Source organism: Clostridioides sp. LIBA-7602 (genome assembly GCF_056688945.1).
Window position 1 is genome coordinate 2,595,454 of sequence record NZ_CP196991.1, and the last position, 26,960, is coordinate 2,622,413.

Sequence of the window (26,960 nt, forward strand, 5' to 3'; positions counted from 1 at the left end):
CCTTAATTTTGATTGTACAATACTTCACTTTTATTATTTTACATTAAAATAATATTAAATGTGTGAATCAGAAATGAAACTCTCATGAATTTAAAATGAAATTAAATATTTCTCAAACTATATCTTATAAAATTTCTTCCTACTTTTGTATCTCCATACTTTAACATCTGTATAACTTCATTTTTTTCTTTTTGTAAATAAATAGAACATTCTTCTAAAGATTTAAATATCTCTAATACTTCACCTTTTTTATTTACTAGTTCAATCTTTTTCTTTCCACCTCTTTTGATTATAGACTTATATTTTTTAAAATATTCATCATATTCTTCATCGATACATTCAAATTTATAATTCATTTTTAATGCTTCAATTTTATCATTGGTCAAAATTTCATTTCTCTTTTTATCAGAAAGTCTTGTACTAAATATTTTATCATTGAGAATATTAAATATCTCAGATGGAGATTTATTATTTTCTAAATAGCTCCATTCATTTTTACAATACTCTTCCACATTTAACACTTTACTTAAATAGTTTATTGCATCTCCAAAGTAATCCATATATCCATATTTTAAATTTTCTCTTATATATCCTAGTGGTATTTTAAGGCTTTTGCTACACTGTATATGGGTATCGAAAATCTTCTCTTCTTTAGTATACAAGTTTATTGCTTTTATACTTTTTCCTCTTTTTATTTTTATTTCTTTTATGTAATCTAAATCTTCTTCTGTCAAGCATTCACTTATTTCTTTTTTTTCAATAATATCTTTTACTATATTATTACTTTCATTTTGGTTAAATTCTTCAAATCTCTTTAAATTTGTTTTTTCACTTTCAATTTGAACTTCTTTTTTACATAAGTTCATGTTTTTATCAGTAATAAACACTTCTTTTTCATCTGATTCTATAGTCTTTTTGCTAACTAACCACTCTTCCTCTACTATTCTTTCTACTATTTTATTATCATCACCCACTACTTCCACTTTAGTTAATATTTCGTTATCAATATTAGCCATTACGTCTTCTGTAAATGATGTTTCATTCAATATTAATCTTTCTTGTTCTAAAACTCCATCTTCTTTATTTATAGTTTTGTCTTTATTGATTAATGTCTTTTCTTCTTCATCTATTGACTTTTCTTCGGACGATATTTTTTTGTTTTTTAATATTATTTCACCTTCTTCTTTTACTGCATCACTTTTTTGTCTTTTTTTCATAATACCAAACCACTTTTTTAACACTCAATGTTCCTCCTAATACTTTATCTACTATTTTATATTATCACATAAAATATTTACTATTCCTATAAATCCTTTAATTTTTTATATTTCTATGACTATAAAGTTTTATTTACACAAATTACTTTTTATACTTGTACACTTATGAAATTTCTATCTAATGCATTTTCATACTTACAATGTAGCATTTATTTCATAGTAATTATATCATGTTTTTATAAAATATCGTATTTTTAAATCTTTTACACTAAAAGTCATAATAAATATATCTAATAATCATCACAAAAAAGGACTTAATTAATCATATAAACCCTGAAACTATATGATTAATCAAATCCATTATAATTAATATAAAAAAATTTAAATCTATATGTTAGATTTTTTTACTATAAAAGGGATAGTTATAATTGTACCTATTAAAGCATCTATCATATCAATCATAGTATCTTCTAATCCACCAGCTTGCGTCGTAGTGCCAATAAAAGTATCCATTAAAAATTCACCTATTTCCCACAAACTAGCTACTCCCATACTAAACATAAATACAAATATGACTAAAAATATTTTGCTCATTTTGCTTATATCTTTTTGTATATAAAAATATCTAATCATAGAAAATGCTACAATACTAGATATTATCCCTGACCATAAATGTAAAAAATCATCGTAATAATTTATATCGTAAAAATTAAAACAAGTTCCCAACAATGATGAAAACATTATAAATAAGGCAAGAACAATATATAGTTCTTTGCTTAAAAGTCTTTCATTATGCTTATTTAAAAGTCTAAGTATAAAAGTACCAATTAAGCTGATTGCTACTAATCCTACACTTCCAAAAGCCCTATTTATAGCAAAAAATATAGCACAGACAACATATACTATATATAATAATATAGTTATTGGTTTTAAAAGTTTATTCATACACACTTTACCTTTCTAAAACAATTCTATAATAGCTTAGGATTAACATCATTATCACCATGTCCATAAAGCTTTAATGGCTTAAGAGCTGGTCCTTCAAGTATATTTCCCTTATAGTCGAATCTAGAACCATGACATGGACAATCCCATGTTTTTTCTTCACTATTAAAATTAAGTTCACATCCTAAATGAGTACATGTAGTATCTACAATATAAAAATCTCCTATATCATCTTTATACACACCATACCTTTTTCCATCAATATTAACAATCTTTCCTTCTCCATTATTTTTAGGCATATCTCCACTACCTATTTTTAACTTTCCACTTACATAATTCATTGCTACATTAGCATTTTCCTTTATAAAGTCTTTTGAAAAATAACTTCCTAATCTTGATGGATTAAAAGTATCCTTATAATTGGAATTACTGTTTATTATCAAATCCTTTATTATTATTCCTGCAACAGTTCCATTAGTAATTCCCCATTTAGAGAATCCTGTAGCCACATAAATATTATTTTCCCTTTTATTAATATAACCTATATAAGGAACATTATCGAAACTCATATTATCTTGAGCTGACCATTTGCATTTAAAATCTTTTACCTTAAATATCTTTTTTCCATAATGTTCTAAGTCATCAAATATGTCTTTTTCAGTTCCTCCCTGACCAACTTTATGGTCTCCTCCTCCAAAAATTAGTAAATTTTCATTTCCATCATTATATTGTCTAAAAGTTATTGATGGGTCATCTATACTTATAAACATACCATCTGGTAATTTATTTTCTAAAACTGCTGCCATTAAGTAAGCACGTTCTGCATATTCTTTTGCAAAATAAAAATTCAACCCATCATACCATGGACTATGAGATGAAATTATAACATTTTCAGCTTCTATTATATTATTTTCTCTTGTCTTAACTCTACATATTTTCCCTTTTTCTAAATCTACTACTGGTGTCTCTTCATATATTTTTACACCTAAATGTACTGCCATTTCTGCTAATCCATCAATATACTTCTTTGGATTAAATTGACCTTGATTAGTGAAACTAATAGCTCCCTTTATGTCTAATGGAATATCTGATATAGTTTCATGATACTCACAATCTACTCCTATTTTCTTGCATGTACGATATTCATCCTTTATGTCTTTTATAGTTTCTTCTTTTTCTGTAAATACAAAAGATGGTTCTCTTTTAAAATCACATTTGATATTATTCTCTTTTATTATTTGCTCAATTAAGTTTAGAGCTTCATTATTTGCATTATAATATGATTTTGCTTTATCTAATCCATATTTTTTCTCTATCTTAGAATAAAATATGTCATGCTGACAAGTTACCTTACCAGTATTTCTTCCTGAAGTTCCATATCCTATTTTATCAGCTTCAACAAGTGCTACTTTTTTCCCCTCTTTTGCTAATAAATATGCAGTTGTCAATCCAGTTATTCCTCCACCTACTATAAGGCACTCTACTTTTATATTTTCGCCTAACTTTTTATATTCCTTTGGATTTGAATTTAAAAACCAATACGATTCGTTCATTTAAAATACTCCTTTACATATTAAATAATAATAGTTTTCCCATCATCAAGTTTATTTATTATAAATAACATAAAAATAAATATATTATTGTAATAAATAAACTGTTACATTACTTAATATATAAATAGAAATAACTATATAATTAAGTCAATACATTTAAGAACACATGGCAAAATTTAGTGTATAAAATCTAAAAATTTTACAAAATAGAAATTCCAGAGCCTTTGATTAACTTTTTCTAGTTACAAAAAAATATTACTGGAAATCAAATTTTCCAGTAATATTTAATAACAAAACACATCTACACAATTTTATGAATATCTCTTATAATATTTAATATACTTCACTAAGTCTTTCTTCTAGGTTGGTCTGAACAAAACCTAATATAAGATTTACAATCCAGTATACTACTATTACACAAGTAAAAGCTTCTAAATATTTATAACTTGCTGCTGCTTCCGATTGGGCAACTGCCATAATTTCTGTAACCCCAATAGTAAAAGCAAGAGAAGTTCCTTTTATAATATCTGCAAAAGTATTTGTAAAAGGTGGGATTGCAACCCTTATAGCTTGTGGTAAGACAATTCTTTTCATTGTTTGTACATACGTCATTCCAAATGCTAGACTTGCATCTATTTGACCTTTATCTACAGATGTTATAGCACCTCTTAAACTCTCTGCAAAATAAGCAGAAGAATTTAAACCAATTACTATTACTGCTGCTGAAAATGATTCCAATGCTTTAAGTTCTGGTACTAATTGAATTAGACCAAAGTATATAAAGAAAAGTTGAGCAGCAAGAGGAGTACCTCTAAAAAATGATATATATATTCTTGATACTGTTTTTAAAATAGGAACTTTAGCATCTACAATTAATGCTATGAGTAAAGCTATAACAATTCCCAATCCCAAAGATAACAGAGACATTTTAAATGTTACTGTCAAATATTTTAATATTAATGGAAATATATCTGCTGCAAATCCAAAATCAAATACTTGCATCCTTAACCTCCAATTAATTTTCCTTAGTTGTGTCTAAGCCAAACCACTTTTCAGATAATTTTGTAAATGTTCCATCTTCATGCATTGCTTTTATAGCCTTATTTACGTCCTCTATAATGACTTTACTTTTTTCTTCTTTTCTAAATGGATATTGATTTACTTCATATACACCAGTATCTATATCTGCAACCTTTAATTTAAGTTTACCTTGTTCTATAGTTGTTTTAGCTTTAACTTCTGAAAGCCATGCAACATCAATTCTTCCATTTTCTACATCCTTTTCCATAGGTACTCCATCATATGTAACTATATCAATCCCTAAGTTATGTTTTTCATTTAAATCTCTTATAGTTTTTTCTCCATTACCACCTAGAACACACCCTACCTTTTTACCTTTTACGTCTTCTATCTTACTTATAGTACTATCCTCTGGTACTATAAACTTATACTTACTATATGCGTAAGTATCTGAAAAATCATATTTTTCTACTCTTTCAGGAGTAGTTGACATTTGGTGTGCTACTGTGTCAACTTTACCAGCGTCTAACATGCCCATAAGCCCACTAAATTTAGCAGTTTTAAACTCTACTTTATAACCAGTTCTTTTTGATATTTCCTTCCATACATCAATTTCAAAACCTTTATTTTCATCATTTTCTTTATAACACCATGGTGCATATTCTACTGATACACCTACATTTAAAGTCCCTTTATCTTTTTTAGAAGTATCTTCTTTTGTAGTTTCACCATCTTTACTTGAACAGCCAACTAACATTGTTGTTCCTAAAACTAATGTCAATAATAATGAGAATACTTTTTTACTTTTTAATTTCAAAAATAACACTCCCTCTTCCTATATTTTTACTTACTAAAACATAATATCATAATTTGAAAAGGTTTTTTATTGCTTTTCTCTATGTAATTCGACAGCAACATTCTTTTTTTCTATACTTTCTTTATAATTTATTTATTTTTGAAATTAATACTATTTTGCTAAATTTATCTTTATTTTCTATAAATAATTAATAGTTTAGTTAAAAAATTTAACTTATATGTTAAAAATTATGAAGCTATTAATATACCTTTACACAAAAAGTGAACTTTGAATATCAAAGTTCACTTTTATATAAATTTCCTACTTTAGAATAATTCAGTAATATATTAATTTTTATAAAACATAACATTTTTAATTGTTAAATAATCTTTATTTACTATGCTTCTTGATTTAATGGTTTTTTAAGTAATGCTAAAAGCATCATTCCAACCACAGCACCTATTGCTATAGATAATATATATCCAAGTGGATGAGTAACTACTGGTATAACAAATACTCCTCCATGAGGTGCACGAAGAGCTGCATTAAACAACATACTAAGTGCTCCTGCTACTGCTGAACCGCCAACACAGGCTGGAATAACATGAAGCGGGTCTCCAGCTGCAAAAGGTATCGCTCCTTCAGTTACAAAAGATAATCCCATTACATAGTTAACTTTACCAGAATCTCTTTCTTCTTTTGTAAATCTATTTTTAAAAAATGTAGTTGCAAGAGCTATAGCAAGAGGTGGAACCATTCCACCAGCCATTACTGCTGCCATTATTTCAAATTGTCCTGATTCAAGTGATGCAACCCCAAAAACATATGCTGCTTTATTTACAGGTCCACCCATATCGACAGCCATCATTCCACCTAAAACTAATCCTAAAACTATTTTTGAAGTTCCTCCTAAACCATTTAAAAATCCAACCATTGCGTTATTAATAGCTGTGACTGGAGGTATTACTAAAAATGTCATTATAATACCCATCAAAAGTGTTCCAAATAGAGGGTATAATAACACTGGTTTTATTCCTTCCAATGAAGTTGGTAATACACTAAATATTTTCTTAAGCCCTTCTACTAAATAGCCTGCTATAAAACCTGCAAGTAATGCACCTAAAAAACCTGAACCACCATCACCTGCAAGAGCTCCTCCTACAAAACCTACAACAAATGCTGGTCTATCAGATATAGAATATGCTATATATCCAGCAAGTACAGGTAACATAAATCCAAAAGCTTTATCTCCTATTCCTTTAAAAAAGGCTGCTGTTGGCGTATTTGAGCCAAAATGTGAAGGGTCAATAGAATAATCATCAAGTAAAAATGCTATGGCTATAAGTATTCCTCCACCAATAACAAATGGTAACATGTTAGATACACCATTCATTAAGTGTTTGTACACTTTTCTAAATCCACTTTCACTTTCTTCATTTGATTCGTTGTGATTTATCTCTCCTCCATGATAGATTGGAGCATCTCCATTTACAGCTTTATCTATAAGTTCCTCTGCTTTGTGTATACCATCAGCTACCTTAGTTTTTATGACCTTTTTTCCATTGAATCTAGCCATTTCAACATTTTTATCTGCTGCCACTATTATACATGTTGCATTTTCTATCTCTTCTTTTGTAAGTCTATTTTTAACACCTGCTGAACCATTAGTTTCTACTTTTATTGATATCCCTTTACTTTCAGCCATTTTACTTAAACTTTCAGCTGCCATAAATGTATGTGCTATTCCAGTTGGGCATGCTGTTACTGCCAAAACTTTAGGATATTTATTAATACTTTTATTTTTAACATCTACTATCTTTTCTTCACTAATTATTTCATCTTGATATTCTTCGCTGAACTTCTCTCTCTCTTTTTTATCTATTATTTCCTTAAATTCTTTTTCAGAAGTTGAATTTATAAGTTTGTTTCTAAAATCTTCATCCATAAGTATTGTAGATAATCTTGATAATACTTCTAGATGGGTATTATTAGCTCCATCTGGTGCAGCTATCATAAAAAATAGATTTGATAAGCTTCCATCAAATGATTCATAGTCTATACCTTCTTTTGATATTGCTGCTGCTATACAAGCTTTAGTAACTGATGTATTCTTAGCATGAGGAATAGCTACACCTTCTCCAATTCCTGTTGTACTCATTTCCTCACGAGCTAAAATAGCTTTTTTGTAAGTTTCTTTATCTTTTAAGTTGCCACTGTTTGCAACTAATTCAACTAATTCTTCTATTGCTTCTGACTTGTTTTTTGACTTTAAATTTAACTTAATTGATTTTTCATCTAATAAATCTATAATTTTCATAATTCCTAATTTCCTTTCTATATATTTTTAAATATTTTAAAATCTATTTACAGATATTTCATTTACCAATTCATCAATGTATTCTCTTTTAGCTAAGTCATACGAAAAAGCAGTTGCACTACCTGATGCTGCTCCTAGTTTAAGAGCATAATCATATTTGCCTGTATTTAAATATCCAGATATAAATCCTGCCACCATTGAATCACCTGCTCCTACAGAATTTTTAACTTTTCCTTTAGGTACATTACTTATAAGTACCTCATCTTCTTCTGTAACCAACAATGCCCCATCTTTTCCCATTGATACTAAAACATTTATGGCACCCATTTTCTTTAACTTTCTAGCATATTTTACTATGTCTTCATTTGAGTTTAATTTAACATCAAATAAATCTTCTAATTCATCACTATTAGGCTTAATTAGAAAAGGATTATATTTTAAAACATTAAGAAGGAGCTTTTTAGTTGCATCTACTACAACTTTTATATTTTTTCCTTCTAATCTAGACATTATATTTTCATATAGTTTTTCATCTAAAGTGGATGGAATACTCCCTGCCAATATTAAAATATCATTTTGATTTAATTTATCTAGTTTTTTATACAACAAGTCAATATATTTGTCATCTATATTTGGTCCTTGCCCATTAATCTCAGTTTCTTCTGATTCTTTTATTTTTACATTTATCCTTGTAAAACCATTTTTTAACCTTATAAAATCTGTCTTTAAATTTTTTTCTTCTAATGTTTTTATTATATATTCTCCAGTAAAACCACTTATAAAACCTAAAGATGTATTATCATTCCCAAGTTCTTTAAGTATACGAGATACATTTATACCCTTTCCTCCTGGATAAACGTATTCTTCATTTACACGATTTGTACTCCCTGTATTTAATTTATCTAGTTTAACTATATAATCTATTGATGGATTTAATGTCACTGTATAAATCATCTTGCCACCTCTTTTTTATTTATTTACTTTATATTTATATCTTAACTTCATATTAATATCTCTGAAAGTCAAAAAATTTCTCTTAATTAAAAGAGAAATTTATCGTTTTTATTTTATTTAGTTTTATATTATCCAAACTTATAGGTGTATATGCAATGCTATATTATATATCTCTACTTAAATAGGTTTACAAACTTTTCAAAATTACTATTTTCACATATACTTATAACTTTTGCTATAGAATCTACTCTTTTATATATATTTGAAAATATAACTTCATAATCTAATATTTTGTCCTTATCGAGTGCTAACATTATTATTAAACGAACATCCGATATTTCCCAAGCAATAGGAGTCTTTAATATACCAATTGCTATCTTGTTTTCAAAAACTTTTCCAATCGCTCCATGTGGTATGGTTACCATATTTCCTATTTCAGTTGTAGCTATTTTTTCTCTTTCAAAATAAGAATTTTTCATATCATCATCTATATAACCTTTTTGTACAAGTTTACTCGCCATAAAATCTATAACTTCTTCTTTACTTTTAAAATTTAAATTAGTAAAAAACAACTCATTGTCAAGCAAATTTTTTATATCTAAATCTAAATATATATTTCCTGTTTCTATATATTTTTCAATTAATTTAATTTCTTTTTCACTTAAAATTGGAGATATATTTATTACTGGTATATCTCCTATTTCAACAGGAACAGTAGATATTACAAAATCAACATCTATAACTTTTATATATTCAACTAAGTATGAAGGAATGACCTTTAATATTTCCAGTTTTTCTTTGAATATATTTTCCAATTTAGCCTTTATTAACATTGATGTACCTATCCCTGATGTACAAACTATTATCGTCTTGAAAACCTTATCTTTATTGTTATAAGATGCCCTTTCAACAGCTCCTCCTATATGTAGAGCTATGTTTGCAACCTCATCCTCATTGATTTCTATATTTAAATCTTTTTCTATTGTTTTTTTAGCTATATTAGCTAGTTCAAAAGCAAATGGATATTTTATTTTGATATCTTGAGCTATTATAGGTGATTGATTTATACCTAGCTTTATTTTTTTACACAGACTACTAATATGCTTATATAAAAATTCCTCAAATATCTCATCACGACTTATATCTATTGATGTAGCCAATTTTAAATTTTTACAAAAGGTTTTTATTGAGTTTATTATAATTTCTTTGTTTTGTTCATTTTCTAGAATTGAACTTCTTTTATTGCTATAATTTTCTACAAAACTCTCTATAAATTCTTTTTCGTCACATTTATGTCTACTTAACATAACCAGTATGTTATTCAACACATTTTTAAATTCTACATCAGTTAATACCAACCCATTTTCATTTAATATATCTAGTAACATTTTTTTTTATTAATCTTTTTTCTTTTATATCATTATTTAAAAAATCATTTAGAGTCAACTGATTGTCTCTCTTGTTACTCAAATCAATTATACAATTTAATATCCTGTCTTCACTTTCAGAAATACAGATACCTTGCTTATGCTTGGACTTAATTGAAATTGAATATTTTTCCAATATTCTTTTTACTTCTTTTAAATCATTTTTTACTGTTGAAACGCTTACATACATAGAATCTGCTAAATCTTCAAGCCTTATAGTATTTTTTTCTTCATTACTCAAGGTTAATATTTTTCGGATTATATATTCTACCCTATCTACATCATCATACAGATTACTATTTAAATTTACTTCATCAAAACTTCCCTCTAGTTTATAACCAACACCTCGTATTGATAGAATTTTACCATTTTTAAGCTGTTTATTAATATCCTTTATTTCATTTTGTATAGTTTTTGAAGAACATCCTATTTCTTGACTTAAGGCAAGTCCACTAATTGTATCTTTAGAATTTAACAGGATTTTTATTATACTTATCTGTCTTGCTGTTATATTTAAACTCATAAAATCACCTTTTACTCTAGATATTGATTTCTTAATTTTTTTATTTCTTCTTTATCTAAATTAAATTCTCCATATAAATATTTTTCCACACTACTGTATTCTTCATCAATTCTTCTAAAAGCAGTTTTCATATATTCTTCATTTACACCAAATATATAATTTAATTTTTCTTTTGGAATTACTTTAAATTTAGGCTTATATTCTATAAATCGTTCTATTTCTTTATCTGCAAATTCATTACTTTTTAGATAATCTTTCATTATATTCTCTTTTGATACACCTAAAATCATAAGAATTATAGCACTACCTACCCCAGTTCTATCTTTGCCTGCTGTACAATGATTTAATATTGGTAAATTAGAATAGTCCTTTATGAGTTCTACTAATTTTTTATAGGATGGATTATTTACAGGTAAATTATAGTAACTATTATTTAACATATTAAACGCACCATCTTTTTCAAACAATCCATCAATCATATCTTCAATAGAGCCAAAACTCCCTCCCGATTCTTCTAGCTCTCTCATAGCTGGAATTCTTATATTTTTTATATTTGATATTATTGTTGATGGATGTTTACGAGCTTCTTCATCACTTCTATAATCAAATATATATTTAATATTTAATTCTTTTAAAATCTTTATATCGTTCTTACTTAGATTTGATAGTTTTGCAGACCTATAAAATAAACCATACTTTACAATCCTACCATCTTCTGTTTTATTACCACCTAAATCTCTAAAGTTTTTCATCTTACCACCTCTTAAAAACTATCTATTGTCCTTCTGTTTAATATTTATAAATTAATTTTATCACAATTTCATATTGTTTATTTAAAATATTTTTTAGTATTTGGTTAGCAATTGTAAAATATAAAAGTATATCTTTATACAAAATTAACCTAAATTTTACATAATTTATTTACTTTGCAGAAGCTTTATAGTTTATAATCAATATACAGTAGTATATTTTATGTAAAAAAGACCATATTTAGAATAATATCAAATACATTGGAGGTTTTATATTATGGACATTCAAAAGCAAAAGAATTTTATAATTAAATTTACATATGTTGTCTTAATAGCAAGTATTGTATATATTGCGTTAAAGTTCTTATTACCATTGTTGATGCCTTTTGTAATTAGTTTTATAATTGCATCCATCTTAAGACCTATTATAAGACTTATTACAGATAGTACAAACCTAAATCGTACATTTATTTCTGTAGTAGTACTTTTAGCTTTTTATGGATTATGCATATTTTTATTAGTTAGTTTTGGTGCAAAAATATTTACAAGTGTAAGTGATATATTTTTTAGGCTTCCTGAAATATATAAATCAAATATACAGCCAACACTAAATACTTTATTTTCTAAAATAGATGCTAGTACACCGAATGTTAACCTAGCATTGATACTTGGTTGGGATAATATAAGCCAATCAATGATGTCTTTAGTAGCCTCTGTTTCAACAAATGCACTTAATGCCATCGCAAGTATTGCAAGCAAAACACCTGCATTTATGCTAAAACTTATTATTACTTTAATTGCTTCTTTTTTCTTTACTTTTGACTATCAAAAAATAGTAAATTTTATCTTAAAACAATTTCCAGAAAAAAGTCAATTAATGATAATAAATATAAAAAATAGTAGCATTAATGCTCTTTTAAAACTATTAAAAGCCTACGCAATACTACTATCAGTGACATTTATAGAACTACTTATTGGACTTAATATCCTGAGAGTTGAAAATTCATTTACTGTAGCTGTCATAATAGCACTTGTTGATATTTTACCAGTCTTAGGGACAGGAAGTATTTTGACACCTTGGATGATTATTTCATTAATTAATGGTAATATCCACTTAGCAGTAGGGCTTCTAATACTATATATCATTATAACTGTTGTTAGACAAATACTAGAACCAAAGGTAGTAGGACACCAAATTGGTCTATATCCTTTAATAACCTTAATGTGTATGTTTGTTGGAGCTCAACTTTTTGGAATAGCTGGATTATTTGGATTTCCTATTGCAGCTACAATCATAAAAAATCTACACGATAATGGTATTATTACTGCATTTAAATAAATTAATTTTTGTATTTTTATTTAAATATATTTTCATCATTTCAACAATGAAAAAGAGGCTTCTCTATTTTGAGACAGCCTCTTTTTTCTAATCTTTACAGATAATATCAATCATTTCTTTATATTCGTTTTCATTATTTAAAACATCTACATTTTTAAATTTTTTCTTTATTTTTTCTTTAATATCTAATGAATAAGATATTGTATATGGAATAAATTTCTCTATTTCTTTTATATATTCTTTAGAAAAAAATTCAGCATTATACACTACAGAAAATAAAATCAACATTAAGCAATCATTCTTTACCATACTTATTACAGATTCATTTTTATCATTAATTTTAAAACTATCTATTAATTCAATAGTAAAATTTATTAATTTATTTGCAATTTTATCTAAAGTTCCATTTTTTGCTGTTTCTGTCATAACAGTTTTATGATTGTATTTTAAATCTTCTTTTATATCCTGTAAGTCATCTGATATCTGTAATAAAAAACCATATCCAATGCAAAACTCTACTTCTTCCTTTGTCATCAGTCCGCTTATTAAGTATCCATCTACTAAAACAGAGGAACCACCTTTTTCAATAGAAATGGATAATAATTCTTCTTTACACAAATAACTTTCTATATCTTGTTGTCTTAAACTCTTCACTTGACTTTTAAATATTAATAATAGTGACTCATATACTTCTTTAAATTTTTTTCTAGGATAAACACTTTCAATATAGTCTATCATTTGAGATACTTTACTTTCATGATGATTATTAGTTTTAATTTTTTCTCCCAGTAGCCTTTTTTTTAACCAGCTATTAAATAAAACCTTATCAGTTTCATTTATATTTGTATCATCTAAATAATTATCTGTATATGGATATAACATGCTATATGCAAAGTTGGCTTTAGAATAATAGACTTCTTTACCAAACAATAATTGTAATGCATTTGAAATCCATACATTTCTCATAGCTTGCATAATATCACCTACAGGCAAAGCATCATCAAATTCTCTGGCATCTCTAATAAACTGTTTTGTTATATCTAAAAATTTTTTTCTATCTTCAATATCCATTTTTTCTAACTTAAAGATATTTTCTTTTTCTAAGGTTTTTTGTAAGAAAACCTCACCTTTTTTTACCCACATTCTTCTTAATACAAAATCACTTGGATATTTTTCTAAATGAAGTGCTAATGTATCTATCAATTTATCCAGTTCTTTTTCACTCTTTTTTTGCGAATTTTTACTATATATTTCTATATTCTCAGATAATTCAACACTTGAATTATTCCATGTATTCTCACATTTTTTACAATAATATTCAAATATTTCATTCAAATCCATTCAACAGCCCTACTTTCATGCCTAAATTATACACTATATTATATCAGTACATATAACTAATATATAGTTAAAGTTCTAATTGTGTATAATAATAACATAAAAATTATTTATTTTTCAATTTAGCTAGTGCTTCTGCAAATGGATTGTTAAATGTTTCTTGATTTTTGTTTTGATTTTTTAAGTATTGATTTACATCTTTTTTTGATGCTTTCTTTTTTTCTTCCTGCTTTCTTTTATTGAAAGATGACATTTTTTCTCTATATCCACAACTACAAGTGAAGACTCTTCCCTCTCCTTCTCCACGAAGTTCTAATTTTTTATGACAATTAGGACATCTTGAATTAGTTACTTGTGATATAGTTTTTCTAGTATTACATTCTCTATCTTCACAAATCAACATTTTACCTTTCTTACCATTTACCTCTAGCATAAATTTACCACATTCTGGACATCTATTTTTAGTTAAGTTGTCATGCTTAAATTTATTAGCACTATTTTTTACTTCTAAGACAATGTCTTTTGAATAATCTTTCATGTCATTTATAAATGTATTTTTATTAAGTTTTCCCTTTGAAATCTCCAGCAATTTTTTTTCCCATGAAGCTGTAAGTTCTGGTGTTTTCAAATCTACTGGAACTAAATCTAATAATTGTCTACCTTTTGATGTTATATATATATCTTTATTTTTCTTTTCCATTAAAAATGAATTGAATAATTTTTCTATTATATCTGCTCTTGTAGCAACTGTGCCAAGCCCATTTTTTTCCATAGCTGTTAATAGTGTCCCCTCATTTAAGTATGGAGGTGGATTTGTTTTACCTGAAGTCATCTTTAGTTCCTTAACTTTAAGTACATCCTTTTCTAAAACATTTGGGATACTTTCATACACATCTTCATCCTCAATATCCTTATAACTTTCCTTCCAACCTAAATTGATTACTTTGTTTCCCTTCGCTTTAAATACTTCTCCTTCTACATTTGCATTTATAGTTGTCTGTTCATATTCAAAAGGAGGAGACAATACTGCTAAAAATCTTTTTACTACAAGATTATATATTTTTCGCTCTTTATCACTAAAATCACTCATAAATACCTTCTGCTCTGTTGGTATTATTGCATGATGGTCTGTTACCTTTGAATTATCAACAAAAGATTTATTAGCTGTAATATTGCTTTTTAATAATTTATTACATATTTTTGAATAATCACTAACATTTACAGCTTTTATCCTGTCTTTTAATGTTCCAACAATATCTGATGTTAAATATCTAGAATCAGTTCTAGGATAAGTAAGTACTTTATGATGCTCATATAGTTTTTGCATTATAGATAAAGTTTCTTTTGCTGAGAATCCAAACATTTTATTTGCATCTCTTTGCAACTCTGTTAAATCATATAATGCAGGTGAATATTTTTTCTTATACGATTTGCTTACTTCAGATATTTTTATATCTAAATTTTTAACCTTTTTTAATATAGACTCTATCTTTTCTTTACTAAATGTTGAAGAGTTATTATTTTTATCACTCCAAATAAACTTTATATCTGAATTTCCCTTTGTAGCAATTAACTCTATTCCATAATACTCTTTTGATTTAAAATTTCTTATTTCCTCTTCTCTCTTAAGTAACATAGCAAGAGTAGGTGTCTGAACTCTTCCACAAGAAAGTTGTGCATTATACTTTGTTGTCAAAGCTCTAGTTGCATTTATTCCAATAATCCAGTCAGCTTCTGCTCGTGCTATTGCTGAATGATATAGATTTTCATATTCTTTTCCATTTTTTAATTTTGCAAAACCTTCTTTTATCGCTTTATCTGTACTTGATGAAATCCAAAGACGTTTTAGAGGCTTTTTTACTTGTGATTTTTCTATTATCCATCTTGCTACAAGCTCTCCCTCACGACCTGCATCTGTTGCTATAACTATTTCATCTATATCATTTCTATTCATTTGAGCTTTGACTGTATTAAACTGTTTTCCACTCTTTTTTATTACAACAGTCTTTAGGTGCTTAGGAAGTATTGGCAAGTCTTCTAAGCTCCATGATTTATATTTTTCTCCATAACTTTCAGGGTCGGCAAGCGTAACCAAATGGCCTAATGCCCAAGTAACCACATACTTTGGACCCTCTATATACCCATTTTTTTCATTTTTTGAACCCAAAACTTTTGCTATATCTCTTCCAACAGAAGGTTTTTCTGCTAGTACTAATACTTTTCCCATCTAAAAATACTTCCTTTCTCTATATTCAATCTCATATTACACTTAAAATCTAAATAAATAGAACCTTTCTTAATATCGTAACTATAATATTACCATAATTTAATCATATCTAATTAATTATTTAAGATTTTTTTATTTAAAACTTGTTTTATGCCTAATTTGTATGCTTATTACGATATCCATTTTCACGTATATTACTTATATTTTTAAATTTATAATTCGTAATTAGACTTACATTTTTATATTTTTTTACTATTTTTTAATTTTTCAGTTGACAAAACATAAAAACTTATATTAATATTATTAATACAATAAGCTATGACAAATCAATATCCGGTTAAGATTTTATAGAAGAGTTGCTATATAGCACACCGAAGGAGTAACACTCTCAGGTACTTTTTAAAAGTAGGACTGTAAAATTTACGGAACTCTGGAGAGACCCATTATGGGCGCCGAAGGGGCAAGGCTTTTATGCTCAATCTCTCAGGCAAAAGGACAGGGATTATCTACCAAAATCAGTATTATTAATACTTTTATTTTGGTTGCTAATTAGTGTATATCCAGAGCTGAATCTTTTTTAGATTTAGCTTTTTTTATTACACTAGAAATTATAATAAATTATACTTATTTCCTGTCAATTACTTCATTAAAAATTCTATTGATTGTACAAAGCAAAAAAATGAGGGAGTGTTTTTATGAATCTAATTGATATTTTAAACAAAGTTGATGCTTTTATTTGGGGACCACCCTTGCTAGTACTACTAGTTGGTACTGGTATATTACTTACTGTTAAACTTGGAGTTATACAGATAACTAAACTTCCAAGAGCTCTTAAATTAATCTTCTCTGCTGAAAACAAAGGTAGTGGTGATGTTTCAAGTTTTGCAGCCTTATGTACTGCACTAGCTGCTACAGTTGGTACTGGTAATATTGTTGGTGTTGCTACAGCTATTAAAGCTGGTGGACCTGGTGCTCTTTTTTGGATGTGGATAGCAGCATTCTTTGGAATGGCTACTAAGTATTCAGAAGGTGTTCTTGCAATAAAATATAGAACTAAAGACAAAAATGGTCAAGTATCTGGTGGACCAATGTATTACATAGTAAATGGTATGGGTGAAAAATGGAGACCTCTTGCAATATTTTTCGCTATAAGTGGTATATTGGTTGCACTTTTAGGAATAGGTACTTTTACCCAAGTAAATTCAATAACAGATGCGATAAATAGCAGCTTTGGTGTAGACCCTAGAATCACAGGTGTTATATTAGCAGTATTTGTAGCGTTAGTCGTATTTGGAGGTCTTAAAAGTATATCTAATGTAGCTACTAAGATAGTACCTTTTATGGCTGTTATATACATTGTAATCTGTGGAATCATTTTAATATCTTTTTGGAACAAGATACCAGAAACTTTTATGTTAATAATTAAAAGTGCTTTTACAACTACTGCTGCAACTGGTGGTTTCCTAGGAGCAACTATTTCACTGGCTATTAGAAATGGTATAGCTCGTGGTGTATTTTCAAACGAATCTGGTCTAGGTAGTGCTCCAATAGCTGCAGCTGCGGCTAAAACTGAATGGCCAGCAGAACAAGGTCTTATATCTATGACAGGTACTTTTATAGATACTATTATAATCTGTACTCTTACTGGATTCTCTCTTGTTATTTCAGGAGTATGGTGTTCTGACCTTAATGGAGCTGTTATGACACAAGCAGCTTTTAATGGAGCAATTCCTACATTTGGACCAATATTACTTACAGTTAGTTTGACATTATTTGCATTTACTACAATTTTAGGTTGGAGTTATTATGGAGAAAGATGCTTTGAATTCCTATTTGGTGTAAAAGGTATGAATGGATATAGAACTGTATTTGTCGCTATGGTACTTTTAGGTGCATTCTTAAAATTAGAAGTTGTTTGGATAATTGCCGATATTGTAAATGGACTTATGGCAATACCTAACCTAATAGCTTTACTTGCACTATCTCCGATAATAGTGTCTGAAACAAAAAAATACTTTGAATATATAAATTCGCCAGAAAACCAGTTAAAAAATAATGCATAAATAACAAATATAGAATTCCAAGTCAAATTTATATGACTTTGGAATTCTATATTTGTTTAAAAAGTATACTAAATATATTTACAAAAAACACTAATTCATATAAATAGCATATCTAGACTTTAATTAATCTTCTTAATGTAAATTATCTATATTAAAATTTTACTTCTTCTGGATATTCCCATGATTTAAATTCATCAATATCTAATACTTCAGGCTCCTTAAACTGATTTAACATTAAAGACCTATAATATATTTCTGCTACCTCTTCTACATATCTTGATTTTAAAAATGCCTCTTCTAAGTCATTACCTACAGTTGTTAATCCATGTCTTTCTAATAAACATGCATCTGTATCTAGCAATAATTTTGAAACATTTTTAGCTAGTTTCAAAGTTCCTGGTCTCTCATATGGAGCAATATCCACATAACCACCATAATTAACAGATTCATATACAATTGGTATAATAGGTTTCTTTGCTACCGAAAATGATGTTGCATATAAAGAGTGAGTATGTGATATAGCATTTACATTGTCTCTTACTTTATATATTTCAATATGCATCAATACCTCACTACTCGGTTTAATACCTTTCTTTACTTCTATTACATTACCATCTAAATCCAACACACAAATATGCTCAATTTTCAATTCTTCTCTCCCTATACCTGAAGGTGTTATAAGAACATATCCAGTCTCTCTATCTCTAATACTAAAATTACCAGCCTTTTCTTTACATAAACCATAATGTTCTGCTTTAATTGCTATTTTCACAATTTTGACCTTTAAAGACTCCAGCATAATTTACCTCCAGATAATCATTTTTGACCATAGTATGCATTTTTTCCATGTTTTCTCGAAAAATGTTTATTCATAAGCACTTTATCCATAATATTGTCAGGACTCATTAATTCTGTATAATAGGCCATTTTTGAAACTTCTTCCAAAACTACTGCATTATGTACAGCCTCTTTTGCATTTTTGCCCCATGTAAAAGGACCATGGTCATTCACAATTATTCCTGGACAATAAATTGGATTTTTACCTATAAACTCTTCGACAATTACATTTCCAGTTTCCTTTTCATAATCATTGCAAATTTCTTCTCTAATCATTTTTCTGGTACATGGTATACTTCCATAAAAATAATCTGCATGAGTAGTACCACATGCTGGTATAGATTTTCCTATCTGAGCCCAAATCGTTGCCCAGCTTGAATGTGTATGTACTATTCCTCCTAATTCTTCAAACTCTTTATATAAAACGAGATGAGTAGGAGTATCTGAGGACGGTTTTAATTTACCATCAATTATATTTCCTTCTAAATCAACAACTACCATATCTTCTACAGTCATACTACTGTACTCTACACCACTTGGTTTTATCACTACCAATCCTTTTTCTCTGTCTATGCCACTTACATTTCCCCAAGTATAAGTAATTAGTCCTTTTGCAGGTAATTCTAAATTTGCTTTTAATACCTCTTCTTTTAAACTTTCTAACATTTTTCTTCCTCCTATAGTTTGTTTAGAAAAATTATTTTTATTTTATCTAATATCCGAATTATAGAGTTTAATTATTTTTTATATTTGTTTAATGTTTATATCTCTACTAGGATTTTATTGAAATTAATCTCTCTCTTGCTCATTTTGCTTAAAAAGTCTCCTACTTCATTAAGACCTATTTTGTGTGAAATCATTGGTGTAAAAACAATATCACCCTTTTCCATAAAATCCAATGTTGCTGTCCACGCCCTTCCAGGATAAGGACTTGTATATGAATTCCAAGAACCTTGCAAAGTAAGTTCTCCACGTAATATACACTCAGTAGCTTCTACACTAAGTGGTAGTTCTGTGTGTGATATTCCCACAAAGACTATTTTCCCTCTTTTTTTTGCTATGAGCAAAGATTGCTCTTGTGTAAACCTACTACCAGCAGTTTCTATAACAACATCAGCACCCTCATTTGTTATTTTTTTTATTTCTTTAATTACATTTACTTCTTTTGAATTCAATGTATAATTTGCCCCTAGAGATTTAGAAAGTTCTAACTTTTCATCAAAAATATCAATAGCTATAATTTTAGATGCACCAAAGACCTTTGCCCATTGTATAGTAAACTGACCTATTGGACCACATCCTAACACAACTACACTATCTCCTACTTTAATATCCGACTTTGAAATTCCATGATAAGCTATAGTTGCTGGTTCAATTCCAGCAGCAGTTTCATAGTCCAGTGTATCTGGTAATTTTAAAATGTGTTCTTCAGGTACTCTCACATACTCTGCCAATGCTCCATTCACTCTCGTACCAATTATATTATAATCATCACACAAACCAAAATTACCATTTTTACAGTAATCACATTTTTTACAAGGTACTAATGGGGCAACAGTTACTCTATCTCCTACCCTAACATTTTTTACTCTGTCTCCAACTTTAGCAACTTCTCCAGAAAATTCATGACCTAAAATTAGTGGATAAGCCGTATTTCCACTCAGACCACTTACCATAGACCTAGGTAAATCCGAACCACATATTCCAACATACTTTACATTTACAAGTACTTCTTTCTCTGCTATTTCTGGTATATCAACCATTTCATATCTAACATCACCTACATTGTATAATACTGATGCTCTCATTTTATCTGCCATATAAATATCTCCTTTCATGCTATATACTTATATATAGCAATATCTATGCCATACAAAAAACAAATAGTTTATTCAAGCAAATACCTTATATACAAAGTGTTTTGTTAATATGAATTACATTTTATAAAATCAAATTACATTATTGTATAAACATAAAAGAGTATGTTTTAAATAGTAAAACAAATTTTAAAAAGTCGACTATAAGAATACAGTAAATTATAAATATATACAAAATAAAAAGGAATCTATATTTCATTTAAATACTTACCAAATATTCTCTGATACTTATATAAAATCAGCTATAAACTCCTTTAGTTATTATTCTCTTATTACTTATAAATTTAAACTGCTACAGAATCTTCTGCAACATTTTTAAGTGCTTGTTTTTCTAAATAATCAAGTATACTTGTTTTATTTTTTCTAAATAATGCCCATAAAATAAAGTAACTTACAACTGCAAGACCTATATAAATTGGGTTTGAACTTAAAAATGCAAAGAAAACTAATCCCATTAAAGGTTTCCCTAATATATTGAAACTTGTTATTAACATTGCCCCTGCTGGTATAGCAACCCCTATACCTGTAGCCATGTCTGTAAATAATGGTGCTGTAGATGTGCAAATATATAATCCTAGACCAAACCAAATTATACCTGAAACTAACACTTTTGGGATATTACCATTATGTATAGCAACTAGACCTTGTACCATATATGGAATTGCCAATAAATCTACAACTGGTAATACCTTATTACCAGGAAGTATCATAGCTACTACAAGCATTATTGGTATTAAGATAAGACCTGATATTAGAGTTGCTGGTTCCCCATATCCAACAGCATCATTTACTGCTATATACCACTCACGATTTCCAGCTTTTTGCATAATTTTTCTAGCAGCTTCTGTTATAGGTGCAAATGCCTGAGCAAACATACTTGCTACTTTAGGGAAAATTGCCATAACAGCACTTGTAGATATCCCCACTTTCATTATTTCTCCCCAAGCTTCCATAGTAGTTATTCTTGTCATATTACCTAATATACCAATAAACATACCTAAAAAAAGGCCTAAAGTAATTGGTTCACCCAAAAATCCTAGTTTTTTCTCTAATTCTTTAGGATTTAACTTAATTTTGTTTAATCCTAATTTATTGTATATAGGGTCTGCAAACACTGCAAATACGGAAGCTTCAACATTATGCATGGCTATTATTGTACAATTAGGATATCTATAGTAACTAGACCATCTCTTTGCAACTAATTCTGATATTAATAAACTATATAAATTTAATAAAACCATACAACCTATACCCAAAGGAAAATTTCCTGTTACTCCTATAACCATTGCTCCCCATACCATATATGAGTAATTATTCCACAAATCTGAGGGCTGAAATACGTCTGTCCATTTTATTAAAAATAAAATTGTTTGTAATAATATTCCAAGCCCTAAATATATCATTCCTGCACTTGTTGAAAATGCAACCAATGATGTAGCTTGCCAGCCTACATCGAAAACTGGTAGATTTACCCCTGTACCTTCAACCATTCTATTAATAACTGGTGTTATTATTGGTGTAAAAGAATTTAATATCAGTGTAAAACCTTGTAAAGCAACTCCTGCATATACAGCAGAAAGAAACGATTTCTTAGTAGTCACTTTAAATATCTTTGCTATTATGAATATTATAATTGGAACTATAATTGCAGAACCAAATGTATCGATTATAGATTTCATAAATTCTAACATCTTTTATCCCCCTATTTATAAATACTTATCAGATTCATTAAATAACTTTTAAATGCCTATCTTTTTTTCTGTTGTTTTTCATTTACAACAATATATAAAAAACAGTTTATTTATAAGTATTTAATTAAGTTTTAGACTAATTATAGTATCTAAATCATAGATTTAAATACTATAATTCACTCCCAAGTATTACTTGTTTATTCCTTCAATAACACTTAAAACCTCTTCAAAAAATGCATCTTCACCTATACCAGTTAAGCAAGCAAATGCATTTATAGTTGGTATTCCATAATCACCTGTTTGAAGTGGGCTGGTAAATGTTATAAAATCAAATCTTCCTGATTGTGCCAAATTTAGTGCTTCTGTTGGTCTAGCTTCTGTTGTTGTAATAGAAATTCCCTTACTCCCTAATACTTCTTTTAATTTTCCTGCCACCATTGATGATGTAACTGTTCCTGAACCACAAACTGATAATACGTTGAATTGTTTCATAATAATTTCCTCCTAATTTTATAATTTAAGTTTCTATTTTATATAGATTAAATTGATTTAAAAAATGTACTTACTTTTGATTATTTAAATTTTCATTTTCATTTCTAGAATAGACTTCCACTATAATTCTATAAAATCCAATAATTGAGCTACTTCTTCTTTTGTTGATGCATTTTTTATGCTTTTTAATAGTTTTATATTTTGAAAAACTGACATTAAATCTTTTAACAGTTTTACTTGTGAATCTGGATTCTTTACTGCTAATAAGAATACAAGTTCTACATCTAGTCTATCTGTTGGGTCTATCATTGAATTAAACTTTACTGGTTTTTTCAATATGCCTACAGCTACATTGGATTCATTTATATGTTTTGAATCTGTGTGTGGAATAGCAACACACATTTCGCCAATATCAAGACCTGTTGGTAATGTCTTTTCCCTTTCTAATACAGCACTTATGTATGTGTTTTTTACGTATTTTTTTTGGTACATTTTATTTCCTAATTCTTTAATAACACTTTCATAATCATTAGATTCTAGGTCTAATGATATTAAATCTACATTCATTACCCTAACTCCTCTCAATTTTTTGCTGTAGCTACAGATGTTTAAATTTATCCAATATAATATTTCTGAAATCATCTTTATTAAAACACTGCTTAGCATTATTCATAAATTCTTCATCTTTTAATATCTCAAGGACATTTTTAACAATGTCTTTATCATTAGTCTTAAAAACTGGCATAAATATAAAATTTATATTCCCTACACTCCAATCAATAGGATTTTTTAGTTTAACAAAAACAAACCTTGTGCTATTTACAGTAGAGGAATCTCCATGAGGTACTCCTATAGCTCCTTTAGAATATGTTGGAAGCATTTCTTCTCTATGTAAAACAGAATCCAAATAATCTTTTTCTACATATCCTTTATTTATAAGAATTGAGCATATATACTCTAATAAATCCTTTTTAAAATATATATCTGGTTCAAAAATTACTAAATCCTCATCAAGCATTCTTTCATACGCTTTAATTGGTTTCTCTTCTTGTTTTTTTGAGTTTGATAAGTATATATCTAAATTTTTGAAAAGTTCCTTATTATATGGGATAAAATTTATACCTGGTATCTTAGGATTTATTGTCCCAACAATAGCTAATATATTGTTTGTCTCCTTTAAATTTTCAATTTTACAAAATAAATTTTCATCCAATGCACTCATTTGATAACATTTAGTATTATCATACTTTTCTTCTAATGTTTTACTTATATACTTGGCAGTTCCTTCTCCAGTAAGACACAAGGTTACAATTGCATTTGTTTTATCTATATGTTTTTCTAACTCATAGTTATATCCCATCCTATCTTTTAACAGAGAAAAAAACATTTCATCTAATTCTTCATCCCCCATAGAAACCTTTCTAGCTGCTTCTAATGCCATTAATAAATCTACTCTATCAATAGTTTTAGTATTTATATTAGTTCTCTTATTTACTATTTGACCTATGTTTGTAAGTGAACCAATATCTACCAAAAATAATATTCCTTTTCCTTGGTCTATTATTTTTGATAATTCTACGGCCTTATTGTATATATTTATTGGTTTTTCATTTAAAGGCATATCTATAGCTACAGGAAACTTTACTCCTAAAAGCTCTTTAACCACATTTACAGTCTCTGTAGCTATACGTCCATGAGAAATTATTATTAATCCTACTTTATCTTTTTTTACTTCATTTTTTAGAGCTGACTTTATATAGAGTGTTATAAATCCAACTTCATCATCTGGAATCTTAATACCAACTGCTTCTTCAATTCTTATTGCAAAACTTTTACCAATTTCATATTCTTTTGAAAAATCACTTCTTATTTTTTCTAAATTTACATTTATTATTTTTTGATTTAGCTTAATTCTTTTTATAGCTTCTTCTAAGTGTATTGCTAGATATTTGAACATATTTTTATTTACTTCTAAGCTAGTGTTTTTTTCAACTATATCATTCATAAGTTCTTTAACTAATTTGACTAAATTATCACTTACAAAACTATTTAAATCACTCATTGAAAAAAGCTCTTCATCACTATTAAGATTGAACTTTAAATCAGCAAATCTATTTAAAATAAAAGTCCATAAAATATTTTCTATATCTATATCTTCAATATCTAGAGATTTTAAATCATAATATTTTTTTTCAATTGTTTTGTATATATCTTCTGGTAATATATACTCCTCACTCAAAAGACCTCCCTTTGCTGAGGATTCATCTAAATTAAATGGTATAAATATGGCATTTTTTAAATATTTTCTTATTTCTGTATATTCAATCTCTTGAAATGCTGCATCTTTAAAAGAATCCTTAAGTTTTAGAACCTCATTTATATCTACTACTACTATTGATTCTTTATCTTCATCTTTGGAATTTATAAACTTCATAAAAGCCCTTGCACAAAGAACCTGAATCATATTTTGTAATTGCCCTATGTTTCCACTAAACTTTTTTAGTGCAAGTATTTCAATCACATTTTTATCTACAAATATTTTCGCATTTATTCTATTACACTCTTGTTGAAAGATATTATATATAAGGTCTATTTTCTCTTTTAGCAGTCTATCATGTAATGGTGGCAAAGTTATTAGCATTGGTATTCTTCTTCTGAATGTCAATAATAAATTAGTCTCTACATTTTCAGTAGTAGCTCCAATCAACATAATACTTACTTTCCTTTCAGCATTGGATTCACCTAATCTTCTAAATTTACCTCTGTCCAATATAGAAAATAGTATTTCTTGACCCTTTGGAGGCAATCTGTGTATTTCATCTAAGAATAAAACTCCTTCATCAGCTTCTTCTACAAGACCTGGTGTATCATACTCTGCTCCTGTAAATGCACCTTTTTTATATCCAAATAATAAAGATAACAATAATTGTGGATTGTCACTATAATCAGCACAATTAAATACAACAAAATTTGAACTTTCTTTTATTACCTTTTTCTTCTTTGCAAACTCATACATATGTTTAGAAAATAAACTTTTACCAACTCCACTTTCTCCTACAATCAATGTAGGTAAGCCCTTAGGAGGATACAATATAGCAGATTTAGCCTGTTCTACAGCATTTTTAAGACTCCCATTACTTCCTATTAGAGTTTCAAAGGAATCGCTTGATTCTTCTTTAGGTACTTCTACCACATCCATTTCCAAACTTTCTTTAGGTAAAAGTTCCTCTACAACTCTTCTTGATATATTAAAACCTTCTGCCATCAATTCTCTTGTAATTTCTGATATAGAAATATTTTTATTTTTTTGTAATATAGCTGAAATTGCTGACTTTAGATAAGGATATCTTCTTTGCCTTGAATTACTTATATTAAGCTCTTTTCTTAAATTAGTTATATTCTCTCTAGTTGTACTTAAAAACTTTGCTATTTGAACATCTGTTAATGGGTCTTTTTTATTTTCTGTATTTATGATGTTTACAAGTTTATCTCTCAACTCCATGCTTAATAACTCCTTTCTTAATAAATTATATAAGCAACTATCATGCCATACTTAATTTAATATTTTTAGACATTTAAACCCTGTAAATAACTA

Annotated in this window: 21 protein-coding genes and 1 riboswitch; of the genes, 2 read left to right on the plus strand and 19 right to left on the minus strand. The window is 27.8% G+C overall.

What is annotated here, in order from left to right; translation table 11 throughout:
* Positions 1 to 101 precede the first annotated feature (101 nt).
* The 10 genes from ACTG45_RS12415 to ACTG45_RS12460 form a co-directional block, all read right to left on the minus strand.
* Positions 102 to 1,241 carry a hypothetical protein gene (locus ACTG45_RS12415; RefSeq protein WP_479919077.1) on the minus strand — a complete coding sequence of 380 codons (1,140 nt, stop codon included), beginning with the start codon at positions 1,239 to 1,241 and terminating at the stop codon, positions 102 to 104.
* Between the two features lie 363 nt (positions 1,242 to 1,604).
* Positions 1,605 to 2,162 carry a DUF2238 domain-containing protein gene (locus tag ACTG45_RS12420; protein WP_021385210.1) on the minus strand — a complete coding sequence of 186 codons (558 nt, stop codon included), beginning with the start codon at positions 2,160 to 2,162 and terminating at the stop codon, positions 1,605 to 1,607.
* Positions 2,163 to 2,188: 26 nt separating this feature from the next.
* The gene (locus ACTG45_RS12425) at positions 2,189 to 3,715 is read right to left on the minus strand and encodes an FAD-dependent oxidoreductase (protein WP_479919078.1); all 1,527 of its coding nucleotides are present in this window, start codon (positions 3,713 to 3,715) and stop codon (positions 2,189 to 2,191) included.
* 333 nt (positions 3,716 to 4,048) lie between these two features.
* Positions 4,049 to 4,717: an amino acid ABC transporter permease gene (locus ACTG45_RS12430; protein ID WP_479919079.1), complete on the minus strand. Its 669-nt coding sequence runs from the start codon at positions 4,715 to 4,717 to the stop codon at positions 4,049 to 4,051.
* 13 nt (positions 4,718 to 4,730) lie between these two features.
* Positions 4,731 to 5,552, minus strand: coding sequence for a transporter substrate-binding domain-containing protein (locus tag ACTG45_RS12435; protein ID WP_021385223.1), 822 nt, complete (start codon positions 5,550 to 5,552; stop codon positions 4,731 to 4,733).
* A gap of 376 nt (positions 5,553 to 5,928) precedes the next feature.
* On the minus strand, positions 5,929 to 7,848 hold the full coding sequence (locus tag ACTG45_RS12440) for a PTS fructose transporter subunit IIABC (protein WP_479919080.1): 1,920 nt from the start codon (positions 7,846 to 7,848) through the stop codon (positions 5,929 to 5,931).
* A 36-nt stretch (positions 7,849 to 7,884) separates the two neighbouring features.
* Entirely contained in the window at positions 7,885 to 8,802 is a 918-nt protein-coding gene (gene pfkB, locus ACTG45_RS12445; RefSeq protein ID WP_479919081.1) for a 1-phosphofructokinase, read from the minus strand.
* 173 nt (positions 8,803 to 8,975) lie between these two features.
* Positions 8,976 to 10,190: a BglG family transcription antiterminator gene (locus ACTG45_RS12450; protein ID WP_479919082.1), complete on the minus strand. Its 1,215-nt coding sequence runs from the start codon at positions 10,188 to 10,190 to the stop codon at positions 8,976 to 8,978.
* Complete coding sequence (locus tag ACTG45_RS12455) at positions 10,168 to 10,752, minus strand: HTH domain-containing protein (protein ID WP_479919083.1); 585 nt, start codon at positions 10,750 to 10,752, stop codon at positions 10,168 to 10,170. Before ACTG45_RS12455 ends, ACTG45_RS12450 begins: the two co-directional genes overlap by 23 nt.
* Positions 10,753 to 10,763: 11 nt before the next feature.
* A complete protein-coding gene (locus ACTG45_RS12460) occupies positions 10,764 to 11,504 on the minus strand; it encodes a tyrosine-protein phosphatase (RefSeq protein WP_479919084.1) in 741 nt (246 codons plus the stop codon).
* A gap of 274 nt (positions 11,505 to 11,778) precedes the next feature.
* Here ACTG45_RS12460 and ytvI point away from each other — a divergent pair, with 274 nt between their 5' ends.
* Complete coding sequence (gene ytvI / locus ACTG45_RS12465; protein WP_021385169.1) at positions 11,779 to 12,840, plus strand: sporulation integral membrane protein YtvI; 1,062 nt, start codon at positions 11,779 to 11,781, stop codon at positions 12,838 to 12,840.
* A gap of 87 nt (positions 12,841 to 12,927) precedes the next feature.
* Here ytvI and ACTG45_RS12470 read toward each other — a convergent pair whose 3' ends face one another.
* Together ACTG45_RS12470 and ACTG45_RS12475 are read right to left on the minus strand one after the other, a co-directional pair.
* Complete coding sequence (locus ACTG45_RS12470; RefSeq protein ID WP_021385132.1) at positions 12,928 to 14,181, minus strand: hypothetical protein; 1,254 nt, start codon at positions 14,179 to 14,181, stop codon at positions 12,928 to 12,930.
* 103 nt (positions 14,182 to 14,284) lie between these two features.
* Entirely contained in the window at positions 14,285 to 16,405 is a 2,121-nt protein-coding gene (locus tag ACTG45_RS12475; protein WP_021385145.1) for a DNA topoisomerase III, read from the minus strand.
* A gap of 420 nt (positions 16,406 to 16,825) precedes the next feature.
* Positions 16,826 to 16,914, plus strand: a riboswitch (glycine riboswitch).
* A gap of 186 nt (positions 16,915 to 17,100) precedes the next feature.
* Here ACTG45_RS12475 and ACTG45_RS12480 point away from each other — a divergent pair.
* The gene (locus tag ACTG45_RS12480) at positions 17,101 to 18,468 is read left to right on the plus strand and encodes an alanine/glycine:cation symporter family protein (protein ID WP_021385186.1); all 1,368 of its coding nucleotides are present in this window, start codon (positions 17,101 to 17,103) and stop codon (positions 18,466 to 18,468) included.
* A gap of 151 nt (positions 18,469 to 18,619) precedes the next feature.
* On the opposite strand, the gene ACTG45_RS12485 is transcribed toward ACTG45_RS12480, so the two are convergent.
* The 7 genes from ACTG45_RS12485 to ACTG45_RS12515 all read right to left on the minus strand — a co-directional run bounded on the left by ACTG45_RS12485 (position 18,620) and on the right by ACTG45_RS12515 (position 26,867).
* On the minus strand, positions 18,620 to 19,267 hold the full coding sequence (locus tag ACTG45_RS12485) for a class II aldolase/adducin family protein (RefSeq protein WP_021385208.1): 648 nt from the start codon (positions 19,265 to 19,267) through the stop codon (positions 18,620 to 18,622).
* A gap of 17 nt (positions 19,268 to 19,284) precedes the next feature.
* Positions 19,285 to 19,971, minus strand: coding sequence for an L-ribulose-5-phosphate 4-epimerase (locus tag ACTG45_RS12490; RefSeq protein ID WP_021385157.1), 687 nt, complete (start codon positions 19,969 to 19,971; stop codon positions 19,285 to 19,287).
* A gap of 95 nt (positions 19,972 to 20,066) precedes the next feature.
* A complete protein-coding gene (locus ACTG45_RS12495; RefSeq protein WP_479919085.1) occupies positions 20,067 to 21,125 on the minus strand; it encodes a galactitol-1-phosphate 5-dehydrogenase in 1,059 nt (352 codons plus the stop codon).
* A gap of 341 nt (positions 21,126 to 21,466) precedes the next feature.
* Positions 21,467 to 22,873 carry a PTS galactitol transporter subunit IIC gene (locus ACTG45_RS12500; protein ID WP_479919086.1) on the minus strand — a complete coding sequence of 469 codons (1,407 nt, stop codon included), beginning with the start codon at positions 22,871 to 22,873 and terminating at the stop codon, positions 21,467 to 21,469.
* Between the two features lie 189 nt (positions 22,874 to 23,062).
* Positions 23,063 to 23,365: a PTS sugar transporter subunit IIB gene (locus ACTG45_RS12505; RefSeq protein ID WP_021385097.1), complete on the minus strand. Its 303-nt coding sequence runs from the start codon at positions 23,363 to 23,365 to the stop codon at positions 23,063 to 23,065.
* 120 nt (positions 23,366 to 23,485) lie between these two features.
* The gene (locus tag ACTG45_RS12510; RefSeq protein ID WP_479919087.1) at positions 23,486 to 23,932 is read right to left on the minus strand and encodes a PTS sugar transporter subunit IIA; all 447 of its coding nucleotides are present in this window, start codon (positions 23,930 to 23,932) and stop codon (positions 23,486 to 23,488) included.
* Positions 23,933 to 23,963: 31 nt separating this feature from the next.
* Positions 23,964 to 26,867 carry a sigma 54-interacting transcriptional regulator gene (locus ACTG45_RS12515; RefSeq protein WP_479919088.1) on the minus strand — a complete coding sequence of 968 codons (2,904 nt, stop codon included), beginning with the start codon at positions 26,865 to 26,867 and terminating at the stop codon, positions 23,964 to 23,966.
* Positions 26,868 to 26,960 lie beyond the last annotated feature (93 nt).

Excerpts from the sequence above, each read along its gene's own strand:
- ACTG45_RS12420 (WP_021385210.1), bottom strand. The coding sequence starts at position 2,162 with ATGAATAAACTTTTAAAACCAATAACTATATTATTATATATAGTATAT.
- ACTG45_RS12425 (WP_479919078.1), bottom strand. The coding sequence starts at position 3,715 with ATGAACGAATCGTATTGGTTTTTAAATTCAAATCCAAAGGAATATAAA.
- ACTG45_RS12430 (WP_479919079.1), bottom strand. The coding sequence starts at position 4,717 with ATGCAAGTATTTGATTTTGGATTTGCAGCAGATATATTTCCATTAATA.
- ACTG45_RS12440 (WP_479919080.1), bottom strand. The coding sequence starts at position 7,848 with ATGAAAATTATAGATTTATTAGATGAAAAATCAATTAAGTTAAATTTA.
- pfkB (WP_479919081.1), bottom strand. The coding sequence starts at position 8,802 with ATGATTTATACAGTGACATTAAATCCATCAATAGATTATATAGTTAAA.
- ACTG45_RS12450 (WP_479919082.1), bottom strand. The coding sequence starts at position 10,190 with ATGTTACTAGATATATTAAATGAAAATGGGTTGGTATTAACTGATGTA.
- ACTG45_RS12455 (WP_479919083.1), bottom strand. The coding sequence starts at position 10,752 with ATGAGTTTAAATATAACAGCAAGACAGATAAGTATAATAAAAATCCTG.
- ACTG45_RS12460 (WP_479919084.1), bottom strand. The coding sequence starts at position 11,504 with ATGAAAAACTTTAGAGATTTAGGTGGTAATAAAACAGAAGATGGTAGG.
- ytvI (WP_021385169.1), top strand. The coding sequence starts at position 11,779 with ATGGACATTCAAAAGCAAAAGAATTTTATAATTAAATTTACATATGTT.
- ACTG45_RS12470 (WP_021385132.1), bottom strand. The coding sequence starts at position 14,181 with ATGGATTTGAATGAAATATTTGAATATTATTGTAAAAAATGTGAGAAT.
- ACTG45_RS12475 (WP_021385145.1), bottom strand. The coding sequence starts at position 16,405 with ATGGGAAAAGTATTAGTACTAGCAGAAAAACCTTCTGTTGGAAGAGAT.
- ACTG45_RS12480 (WP_021385186.1), top strand. The coding sequence starts at position 17,101 with ATGAATCTAATTGATATTTTAAACAAAGTTGATGCTTTTATTTGGGGA.
- ACTG45_RS12485 (WP_021385208.1), bottom strand. The coding sequence starts at position 19,267 with ATGCTGGAGTCTTTAAAGGTCAAAATTGTGAAAATAGCAATTAAAGCA.
- ACTG45_RS12490 (WP_021385157.1), bottom strand. The coding sequence starts at position 19,971 with ATGTTAGAAAGTTTAAAAGAAGAGGTATTAAAAGCAAATTTAGAATTA.
- ACTG45_RS12495 (WP_479919085.1), bottom strand. The coding sequence starts at position 21,125 with ATGGCAGATAAAATGAGAGCATCAGTATTATACAATGTAGGTGATGTT.
- ACTG45_RS12500 (WP_479919086.1), bottom strand. The coding sequence starts at position 22,873 with ATGTTAGAATTTATGAAATCTATAATCGATACATTTGGTTCTGCAATT.
- ACTG45_RS12505 (WP_021385097.1), bottom strand. The coding sequence starts at position 23,365 with ATGAAACAATTCAACGTATTATCAGTTTGTGGTTCAGGAACAGTTACA.
- ACTG45_RS12510 (WP_479919087.1), bottom strand. The coding sequence starts at position 23,932 with ATGAATGTAGATTTAATATCATTAGACCTAGAATCTAATGATTATGAA.
- ACTG45_RS12515 (WP_479919088.1), bottom strand. The coding sequence starts at position 26,867 with ATGGAGTTGAGAGATAAACTTGTAAACATCATAAATACAGAAAATAAA.